Annotated in this window: 11 protein-coding genes; 3 read left to right on the plus strand and 8 right to left on the minus strand. The window is 44.0% G+C overall.

Annotated elements, in window-relative coordinates:
- Nucleotides 1-9: 9 nt before the first annotated feature.
- Both GX019_02835 and GX019_02840 read right to left on the minus strand, forming a co-directional pair.
- On the minus strand, nt 10-396 hold the full coding sequence (locus GX019_02835) for a type II toxin-antitoxin system PemK/MazF family toxin (GenBank protein ID HHT36093.1): 387 nt from the start codon (nt 394-396) through the stop codon (nt 10-12).
- Nucleotides 368-637, minus strand: a complete 270-nt coding sequence (locus GX019_02840) for a CopG family transcriptional regulator (protein HHT36094.1) — start codon at nt 635-637, stop codon at nt 368-370. The genes GX019_02835 and GX019_02840 overlap by 29 nt, the downstream gene beginning before the upstream one ends.
- Nucleotides 638-822: 185 nt before the next feature.
- On the opposite strand from GX019_02840, the gene GX019_02845 reads away from it, so the two are divergent.
- A complete protein-coding gene (locus tag GX019_02845) occupies nt 823-1,524 on the plus strand; it encodes a helix-turn-helix transcriptional regulator (protein HHT36095.1) in 702 nt (233 codons plus the stop codon).
- A 78-nt stretch (nt 1,525-1,602) separates the two neighbouring features.
- On the opposite strand, the gene GX019_02850 is transcribed toward GX019_02845, so the two are convergent.
- The 6 genes from GX019_02850 to GX019_02875 form a co-directional block, all read right to left on the minus strand.
- The gene (locus tag GX019_02850; GenBank protein HHT36096.1) at nt 1,603-2,760 is read right to left on the minus strand and encodes an ABC transporter ATP-binding protein; all 1,158 of its coding nucleotides are present in this window, start codon (nt 2,758-2,760) and stop codon (nt 1,603-1,605) included.
- A 460-nt stretch (nt 2,761-3,220) separates the two neighbouring features.
- The gene (locus tag GX019_02855; protein ID HHT36097.1) at nt 3,221-4,543 is read right to left on the minus strand and encodes a hypothetical protein; all 1,323 of its coding nucleotides are present in this window, start codon (nt 4,541-4,543) and stop codon (nt 3,221-3,223) included.
- Nucleotides 4,544-5,031: 488 nt separating this feature from the next.
- Nucleotides 5,032-5,850: an HAD family phosphatase gene (locus GX019_02860; GenBank protein HHT36098.1), complete on the minus strand. Its 819-nt coding sequence runs from the start codon at nt 5,848-5,850 to the stop codon at nt 5,032-5,034.
- A 29-nt stretch (nt 5,851-5,879) separates the two neighbouring features.
- Nucleotides 5,880-6,227, minus strand: a complete 348-nt coding sequence (locus GX019_02865; protein HHT36099.1) for a hypothetical protein — start codon at nt 6,225-6,227, stop codon at nt 5,880-5,882.
- Nucleotides 6,214-7,386: a DUF4097 family beta strand repeat protein gene (locus GX019_02870; GenBank protein ID HHT36100.1), complete on the minus strand. Its 1,173-nt coding sequence runs from the start codon at nt 7,384-7,386 to the stop codon at nt 6,214-6,216. The genes GX019_02865 and GX019_02870 overlap by 14 nt, the downstream gene beginning before the upstream one ends.
- 15 nt (nt 7,387-7,401) lie before the next feature.
- Nucleotides 7,402-7,767 carry a DUF2089 domain-containing protein gene (locus GX019_02875; protein HHT36101.1) on the minus strand — a complete coding sequence of 122 codons (366 nt, stop codon included), beginning with the start codon at nt 7,765-7,767 and terminating at the stop codon, nt 7,402-7,404.
- A gap of 192 nt (nt 7,768-7,959) precedes the next feature.
- Between GX019_02875 and GX019_02880 the strand changes: the two genes are divergently transcribed.
- A complete protein-coding gene (locus GX019_02880) occupies nt 7,960-9,813 on the plus strand; it encodes a S8 family serine peptidase (protein ID HHT36102.1) in 1,854 nt (617 codons plus the stop codon).
- Between the two features lie 23 nt (nt 9,814-9,836).
- The gene (locus GX019_02885) at nt 9,837-10,598 is read left to right on the plus strand and encodes a hypothetical protein (protein ID HHT36103.1); all 762 of its coding nucleotides are present in this window, start codon (nt 9,837-9,839) and stop codon (nt 10,596-10,598) included.
- Nucleotides 10,599-10,606 lie beyond the last annotated feature (8 nt).

Raw genomic sequence — 10,606 nt, forward strand, 5'->3', positions numbered from 1 at the left:
GTGAGTGCTTTAGATATCAACCAAACCAAGGCTGATCATAATGGCTCGATCAATTTCGCTCATTATTTCTTCATCTAAATGTGCAATTTTTTCCTTTAAACGGCGTTTATCAATGGTGCGGACTTGCTCCAGCAGAATTACTGAGTCTTTGTCGAGATTAAATTCCGCTGCCGAGAGTTCCACATGAGTTGGCAGCTTACCCTTCTTAATCTGAGATGTTATTGCTGCGATAATTGTAGTAGGACTATATTTATTTCCGATATTATTCTGCAGGATCAGTACAGGGCGAACACCGCCTTGCTCAGAACCAATTACTGGATTCAAATTAGCATAAAATATATCACCGCGCCTTACCGTTTGGTGCACATTATTCAGCCTCCGCCAACTGACGTTCATATTGGTCAAGCAGTTGATCATCGGATCCTTCTTCAGCTAAGAGTAGGTTAATGGCTGCCATGCTTTGATACCCGTCTTTGAGCTGTTCCCGCAGCACAGAGCGTTTCTTGTGCAGAATGTACATCTGGACGGCTTCGCAAATAAACTGGCTGCGATTACCGTTGCTTTCCTGCACAACCTGATCTACTTCTTCTAATAATTTATTCGGTACAGATATCATTATTCGTTTATTCTGAGCCAAAACAGTTCACCTCTTAAATGAATAGTAATCCGAATGAACCAATCTCATTATAACCTGGTAAAAATTAGTTTGTCAATCAACGCAACATTTGCTCTTATCCATAATTTATGGTAATCTATGGGTAGAACACCGGTTTGTTTCCATAATTGCCGGAAAAGCAATTCTTGAAAAGAAGGTGTTAGAATATGATTGGCAATAATATCCGTATGCGGAGAAAAAAACTTAGACTCAGTCAGGAAGCTTTAGCCCAAGGAGACTGGACCCGCAGTTACATCAGTCAGATCGAGCGCGGCCGTATTCAACCATCCATCGACACACTAACCAAAATCGCCATCAAACTCGACACTACTGTCGCCGAGCTTATTGGCGATCAAACACTAGTGCACCAAGCTAAAGCGGCAGTTTTATATCCTGACATCTGCAAGCAATACCTAGATCAACTGCCAGAAACACCTACTACTATATTTCTTGATCAGTTAACAAATTCCCTGCTCACTAACAATAACCTTGATTTCCAATTGCCGCCAAATCCTGAACTTTATTATCTAACTGCTAGGGTACTCATTTTCCAGAAAAAATATCCATCAGCTGTGAAGTTACTGCAAAAGGCACTCAAACTCTTCGATGTATTTTGGCGGATCTTGTTCATGCGCAAATTATACTTTGTGTACCAGCAGCTTAATGACCAAGAAGGAATGGAAAGTGTTAAAGCCGAGCTCGGCCAAGCCTTAGCATCACTTGACAGCACTGACGACCTGAAGTCTAAACTGGCCCAGGAGTTGAAATTCGAATCAGATCCGGTGCGTATCACTCATCTGTCTAACTTTATCCTTGCTATCGAATTCGGAGAGGATTTCATAGAAGCCATAAAACTGGCGAACTCATAATTAAATTAGGCTGTATAAAAACTCAAAGAGGGACGAATAATTCGTCCCTCTGTTATTTTCATTTTTAATTGTGCCGGCTTATCTTAAGCGTACGTTTTCTTTACGCAGGGTTCTCTCAGTTTCTTTGTCAAACAGATGGCACTTAGCCATGTTAATGGCAACCTTGTGCGGTTCACCGCTGACAGCCTCTGTCTGAGCGTCAACGCGAGCAATTAACTGTGGAATCTCTTCGTCTAATGACAGATAGAGGAATGTTTCAGCACCCATCGGCTCAATTACGTCTACGTTGGCAATAAAGCTGTTAACAGCTTCAGCGCCTTCGCCTGCCTGCGCCTTCCATACATTGAAGTCTTCGATATCTTCTGGACGGATACCGAAAATAATTTCTTTCTCAACGTACGCATCTAAGTTGTCAAAGTATGCAACACGCTCAGCTGGAATTTCCAGTTTAACGCGGCCTTCAATAGTTTCAACAAAGTAGCGGCCATCTTCGCGTGTTAAAATCATATTAATGAAGTTCATGGGTGGACTGCCGATAAATCCGCCTACAAACACATTGTCTGGATGATTATAAATAACCAGCGGACTGGCAACTTGTTGGATGAATCCGTCACGCATAACTACAATCCGGTCACCCATGGTCATGGCTTCGGTTTGGTCGTGAGTAACATATACGATAGTTGCCTGCAGACTCTGATGGAGTTTGCTCAACTCAGCTCTCATCTGTACGCGGAGCTTAGCGTCCAAGTTGGACAGCGGTTCGTCCATCAAGAATACTTTTGGCTCCCGTACAATCGCTCTACCTACAGCAACACGCTGGCGCTGACCACCAGACAGCTGCTTCGGTTTGCGGTCAAGCAGGTTTTCGATACCTAACATGCGGGCAGCTTCTTTTACCCGACGATCAATTTCAGTCTTAGGGAATTTGCGAAGCTTCAAACCAAACGCCATATTATTGTAAACATCCATGTGTGGATACAAGGCGTAGTTTTGGAATACCATTGCGATGTCCCTATCTTTTGGAGGCACGTCATTAACAACTGTATCTCCAATACTGATAGTTCCTTCAGTGATTTCTTCAAGGCCTGCAATCATCCGCAGCGTAGTGGTTTTTCCACATCCGGATGGACCTACTAATACCATAAACTCTCTATCTTTAACTTCTAAATCAACATCGTTTACTGCTATTACGTTACCAAAGCGCTTGGTAACACCATTCAGCAATACTCTGGCCATTAATTGCCCTCCTCTATATCAAAATTTAGCACTTGGCTTGTAGTGAGATATAATGATTTTTAAGACCTAAAAGCCACCTCCTAGAATTATAACATCTTATCGTTCATTTTTCATGGTTAATTTTAGAGAGATTACACTGAGAGATTAAACCAATTGGCACAAAGCCAAAAAAACCTCCGCTTATTTTCAGTTAATGCCGACTATATATGCTGAAACAGACATACAAAGAGTATCTCTCCTATTTTGACTATTCCACAACCACAATAAATATCCTTCTTTTAATTAATATATTTTTAAAAACTTTTTAAAGCCCCGTGCTAGCTATAGGCAGACCTATTTTTAATATTCACCAAAACCATCCTAATTCCTGCCTAAAATCCGCACAAGATTTTTGGATCCTCAATTTTAAAGCGGTCTGCCCTAAGACAGACCGCTTTATCACAGACATTTCGACTAAATGCTAGAATTTAACAGCAATACCTGCTTTAGCAGTAGTACCGGTTTTGATAGATTCATCAGCAAATTTACCACCAACGTGGGTGATGCTCAAGCCGATACCGTTAGGTGCATCGTATGCAGCGCCAACTTCATAACCAATTGTTTCAAGGTCAGAAATTGTAACTTCGCTGTTAAGTTCAAGTCCTTTAACTGCAGGAATTAAGCCCAGTTTAGTGTCAGCACCTACAGTGTGGATCAAGCCGTTACCAGGTGTCCATTCACCATTGTATTTAGCTGTAACATCTAAACCGTCAATTACTGCGAATGCTCGATCGACTGCTAGATTTGTGCTTTGAGTTTTAATACCTTCGTTAACTGCTAATACTGTTTCAACATTAACGTTGAATCCTTCTACATTGGTTGCTGCGGATAATACAGCTTCATCAAACATCTGATCATAGTCAGCTGCTAACTGAATACCAGAGTGCTCAGCAGCGATACCTGCGTAGAAACCGCTGTCTCTGCGGCTGTCTTCATGAATCCAGTTCTGGCCGCGATCTTTCTTAGCTTTATCAGCGATATATGCCGGTTTCCATTCTTCAGAAATAGCTTTGTAACCACCGTGAACGCTTACGTTATCCATTACTTGATACTGAGCGCCAACAGCTAACATATGGTGAATAGGTCTTTCTTCGCCCTCTTCAACGTCTTCCAGATCTAATTGTGCTGCAACTGAACCACCAAGTACAAGGTCTTTCATCGGACGAACTGCACCGTCAACTACCATGTGAAGTGAATCCCAGTCATAGATAACTGCAGTACCAGCCGCCAGATTGTCCATGCTCATGTCAGCGCGGATACCCTGGATCGATTTGTGTTCTTCAGTAGGAATACCATAGAAACCATTAACTGCAACTGGACCAATGTTCATGCCGCTGACACTGATACCATATTGATTTTTAACTGTGCTGAATGGGCCATAGTCAATGTCAAGGCTGCCGAAGCGAGTAGTTGCTTCAGGTCCGCCGTGCCAGAATGAACCATCAGTTTCGATATAAGCTTTCTTCAGAACAAGATTGTTTGCATCTAATTTCAGGTCTAAACCTTGGCTGTTTTTATCGCCAATACCAAATTCAACAACTGCTCTGGTTTTGTCATCTGCTGTGTCTAAACCGAAGTTCAGATTCAGCTCAGAAGTCGGTTTAGTTGTGATTGTGCCATCTAAATCTCTGTGCCACTCCAGATTTGTTTTCAAGGAACCATCAAAGTTGATACCGGCTGCGAAAACAGATCCGGATACTGCTAATACAAGAGCTAATGTTAAAGCAATAATAGATTTTCTCATTTGGAATATTATCCCCCTTAAATCTGTTAAATCATTTTCATTTAAGCTTTGTCTTTTAGAAAAAACACTTGAATTTACGATGTCTAAGTCCGAATGAAAGAAGCATTGCCTGTGAGTATCCATGTTTCCTCATTGTCAATGTTCCTTCTGCTGCTTTGACTGGAACAGTGAGTTCAGCGACTAGACATGTCTTGCTGCATCATTCTCACTCCGTTTCTCGGTCTGCTTACCGGGGGACTGTCACCTCCTTTCTTGGTCTGCCGAAAAAAAGAGTCGAATGCGCAACACTAACTAACATAAGTTAGCCAAGCTGCAATGAAAACTTGTTCATTACAACTACGCTATAAATATTCTCTTTCTTGGACATAAGTCCTGCTAGAAAGCTTAATGAACTTTTTCCCATTTCTGGAAAGCTCTGCAGTAAATATGCAGTCCGAAAATAAAAATCGGAACCGGTAGCTCTCCTTGACCGATTCCGACCAAATTGTTTACGATGTTACCTTATCTAAGATAAATCGATTGAGGGCGTAAGCCACTCCCGCTTCATTGTTAGTCTTGGTTACAAAGTCGGCAGCCTCCCGCACATGCTGCGCTGCATTGGCCATGGCCACTCCAATTCCAGCCCACTTTATCATCTGCAGATCATTACCTCCATCTCCAATGGCCATCACTTCATCAGATTTTAGTCCCAGAGATTCTGCTAGTTTGGCTAGAGCTTTGCCCTTAGTAGCATCTAAATGGGTCATCTCAACATAGCGCTTTTTAGAGCGCGTGACCTGAGCAGCGGCGCCAAACTCAGCCTGCATTATTGGGAGATTCTCGCCGAAATTTTCGTCGTCCCCTACAATTAATAGCTTGGAAATAGGCTTATGCCCATCTGCAACAAATTCATAAAGATCTCCCACAGGCTGCGCCTTGATGCCGATCATGCTCTCGTAATACTTAACATTGGCGTTGATTTTCTCTACATAAAGCTCATCGTTGTAATAGGCGTTCAGCGTCCAGTCACGCTCCTGGCAGAATCTAATTATTGCTAGGGCGGTGGATTCTTCTAATGGGGTGTGCGAAACCAGTTCCCCGTTAATCCGGCGCACCATGGCACCGTTATAGCTGATCATCATCTGCTCCGGACGCATTCCCATCGCTTCAGCAAACGGCTTGGCACTGCAGAACATTCTTCCGGTGGCAATAATAACTTCCGCGCCAAGCTCGCGGACGCGCTCAATTGCTTCCATATTTTCCTGCGGTATCTCATGATTATCGTTGATCAGCGTATCATCCAAGTCCAATGCGACTAATTTAATCATATCGATCTCCTTTGTGCTCCAATTCTGATTTATTCTAGACTGATTTCGATCCTGCGATCGCTGTCTTTTTGTTCTACTTCGATTAATTGACCCACTGCTCCTGCTTCGATCTGAGCGAGGATCAAGTCAATATCAATCTGAACCTGGAGATCTTTTGGGATGAAACGCCAAAACATACCGGCTAAATTAACTGGTATCTTTAAATTAGTAGTTTCTTTACCTTGTTCACTGATCTTCACCAATACTTTTTGGGCTTTCCTTACTCGACTCTGCTCCGCTGCCTCAATAGCTTCTAACAGCTTTACACTTTCCGCAACATTGATTTTCCCAGCACTCAGCATCTCCAAAACCTGAATTTGTTCTTTATTCAGAGCCATGTTTTTCCCTTTCATGCCCGATGTAAATCGATCCGGTGCTGGTGCGAGTATTTACTGAAATCATTTTTCCAGTTCCAGAATCATCAGCTACCTGACCGATTACTGCGTGGCGTCCCCCACTTCTATATTCCTGCTCTGTTTGAAAATTAGCCAACCCGATATTGACTCGACCCATGGCGGCAGCCGCATCTACTTTTACAGCCATATTGGGCATCTGCGGCAGCAGGCAGCGAACTCCGCCATTAACAGTGCTGATCTGCACTTCGCTCTGAACATGGGCAAAAGTAAGCGGCACTACTTTTACTGAACCGTTCACGGTATCGCAATCGATCTTAGGACTGCTGCCTACAAAAGTAATTGATCCATTTGCGCAGCGCTGTCTGACATCCTCGCCTTCAACATAATCGAGGACATTTGCACCATTGCTGGTTGTAGTGTGAATCGCATCAGCCTTGGTCTGTTTTACAGTTATCGAACCATTAACTGTATTGACTTGAACTGTATTTGCCAGCAGATTAATTATTCTGCATCTGCCGTTGGTTGATTTTAGGTTTACGAGATAAGGATTTTTCCGCGGTACAGAGAGATGATAAGATACGCTGGTATCGCTCTGCTCATGTACATCGATCACCAGGCTGTCTACAGCTGTTCCTGTCTCAGGCAGATCGATGCGAATCAGCTTATCCAGAGCCTGGTCCCGTTCCTTAGCTTTTACCTTTTGGGTAACCACTAATTTAACGGCATCCTGATCCCAGCCCTCAACAATAATTGAGCCGTTTACGTTTTTTAATGTAATGGGAATTTCCGGGAGATCCGGCACAAAGGTACCCTCGTATTCTTGGCTGAACTCATGGACTTCATTGGCAATATTGTTAAGGAAGGGAATTTTTGAAAGCAGACGCGGCAGATTGGACAGCTGCTCGCTCAATCCTGATTCTTCGAGCTTCATTTCAATGGAACTGCCTAGTCGCTCGACAGCCCGCTCGATTTTTTGACTGAACTCCTGCCCCTGCTTTTCGATTCGGCGCCATGTGTCATCAGTTTTATCCTGTTTAACCGGTTCTTCTACCTCCATTGCCTCCAGCAGTTCAACTGCTTCTTGAGCAGTAATCCTGCCGCTTTCAACCATTTTTAATATCAGCAAACGCTCATCGTGCATTATCCTGATACCCTCCTACTTTTTTAATAGCCGAATAGCCTCTTCAGCTGTAATTTCACCATCGTTAAGAGCCTTAAGAATGTCCTTTCGCTGTGATTCACTCTCAGCATATTCCACTCGATAACCTAAAGCTTCAATAATCTGATCCAAGCGGCTGCGGACCGTTGGGTAGGAAATGCCTAATAATCGCTCTACTTCCTTAATATTACCCCGTGATGCTAGAAAAACTTCAATAAACTCCCGCTGCTCGGTAGTCAGCTGACAGAATTTGCAGGGAGCAAACCGCCCCTCCAAACTTGTATCACAGCTTTGACAGTGCATTTTTACAATATCCATACCGCTTCCACAAATTGGACAACTGCTTACCACAGACCTCTTCAAAATTAAAACACCACCTCAATTATTCTAATCAGCATCATCGTTTTATCCTTCTACCTTAATAATATAAACTTAAGACTTAAATATGTCAAGTTTTTCCTCGATATTATTAATCTGGAACAGAGGGAAAAAGCGGACAGGGATAGTAAATAATATGACGAATATATAATCGATGTGAACAACGGAGGAAACTTTATGAAGAAACTACTGATCTTGCTGGTAATCCTGTTAACCGGCTGCCTCGGCAGCCAGCAGGCTCAGCATGTAACTCTCACGGGAGTGATTTATCATCATGACACAGCTATTCCCATAGTTGGTGCCGACATAACCATCAGAACCGGAAATCGAATTCTCAGCACCAGAACCGAGCTAGACGGCACCTTTGCCATCCAAATCCGGACAAAAAACAGTTCTATAAAGCTAATCGTGGAGCATCCTGAATATTATCCATTAGAGGGGAACATCCGCCTTAAACCGGGAATGCAGGAACACATAGTATTAGAGCTGGAACCAAAAAGAATAGAGCGCACTTTAATGGCCGGCATAATCGATTACGCCCTTCCGGAGCTGCACATCGCTGGGAGAGGATTAGCAGCAGCCTTAGATTCTAGCTCAGCTCTCTATCCTGTTGAAGCAGAGCTGACAGAAATCTTGGTTGAACCATATACATACAGTGAAGCCGAGGCAGCGGCCATTGCCGAATCACTGGGAGCTGAATCATACCGGCTTTACCCTGCTCCCAGACTGATTGTCCTGACGAAACCGGCAGGTACAGCCATCGATGAGTTTCTTGCTGCAGCCAGAAACCATCCTTTGATCCTGCATGCCGACTTAAATCTATCAATTTCAACCGCAGCTCAAACAGCCCTGACTTTGATTCCTAACGACCCTTATTACGACAAGCAGTGGAACCTAGCAGCAATCTATCTGCCCCATGCTTGGCAGCGGATCCATGAACAGCCGAACCAGCGTCCGATTCGAATCGCCGTGCTTGATTCCTTAATCGATACGAATCATCCGGATTTAAAACAGAATCTCAATCTAACAGACGCATACAACGCTGTTAAGCAGAGTAAAACAGTCAGCGACTACGCAGGTCGGCTGAATAATCAAGAGCATACTCTGCTCAGCCACGGCACACACGTATGCGGTATTATTGCAGCTGTTACCGACAACCACGCAGGAGTAGCTGGTACTGCTTGGGGAATTAATGTCGAGGTTATCCCCATCGTGGTTTTGAATGAAGACAGCGGCACTATCAGCGATTTAATCGCAGGGATCTATCAGGCTGTAGAACTGGATGTGGACATAATTAACATGAGTTTTGCCATTACCGATCCCTTCTTTGAGCCTGATCATAAGCATCCACTCACGAAAGCGGTTAACGCGGCAGCCGAACGCGGTATTCTCATGGCGGCAGCAGCCGGAAATTACGCCAGACTGCTGTATCCGGCCAAGTATCCCCAGGTGGTTGCTGTCGGTGCTGTGGCTCATGATTACTCAATTCCCGATTACTCGGCTTACCCGGCTGCTGATCAAGTGACGATCTTTGCTCCGGGTGGAACGAAATCAGAACAGATTTTCAGCACCGACTTAAGCACCGGTGGCAGCGGATACGCCTATGCCCACGGCACTTCCATGGCTGCCCCTCACGCTGCTGGAGCAGCGGCTTTAATTAAGGCCACCGACCCCAACATAACCAGCGGCGAAATAGAACAGCTATTATGGGAAACGGGAATAATTATTGACCATGAACAGCCGCAGAAGCGCTTGATCAACACATATGCCGCAGTAACTCGCACACCGATTGCCAATGCTGTCATTACCTTCCGAGATCTGGATTCGGCTTCTAAATTCAGCGCGGTTCCCGACCCAAACCGCTATTTCTACCAGTTCCTGCCTTCCGGAACATATCTTTTGACTGCACATATTGATGCGGATCAAAATCAAAAATTGAACTCAGGAGATTGGTACTTTGAGCAGGAAATCACTGTCGAAGCAGGTCAGCACAGCAGTGATCTAGAAATACTTTTGCAGATTTATCCATAAGATTATCGAGGAGGTATTTGTCTATGAAAAAAACTATGTTCATTATGCTGATCAGTTTACTGCTGATTTCAGCGACCGTATCAGCCCAAGTAAATCACCGGATTACATTTGGAGCCGATATCCAGATCAATGCGCTCACCTTTAATCCTTTTTTTAAGCCATCGGAAGAAGGGAGCAAAAACTCCAAACAATTCAACACCTGGCAGCTGATGCTGTCCGGAAAAATTGAACCGGCAGCAGACTTACTGCTTTTGTTTGATCACGGATTCGGCTGGGCTAACCAATTTAACAACACTTTTGAAAACGATGAGTCAATAACCAACAATGTTACTAAAGCTGCGCTGATGTATCAGTTCTATAACGATACTAATCTGCAGATTTACGGCGGACTCGGGTATAATTTTGTTCGCTACAACTTCCATAACCTAATCTACCATGACGATGCGCTGAAAAAGAATGCTAAGCTGGATGGAAGTGGTTTTTTGGCCGCTTCCCAAGTTAATTTCATTGTTGCCGACAATCTGACTATCAAAGCTAACATTGAAGCTGCACCTTTTTATACCTGGGTGTATGAAGCAACTGAAAGCGGTGACGACATCAAACGAGGCTCTGCTTATTTCTACCGCCTGACCGCTGAGTACGATATCAATCATGCATGGTCTGCCAAGATTGGCTACAGCGGCAGCCGGTCCAATACCAGCGAATTTACTTTGAATGACTACACTGTGCCTGAGATTACCTTCACCCAAGGCGGTCTCCAAGTGGGAGCAACTTATAAATTCTAACTGTGATC

The organism is Bacillota bacterium (assembly GCA_012837335.1).
Lineage (GTDB): Bacteria > Bacillota > Limnochordia > Darwinibacteriales > DTU012 > DTU012.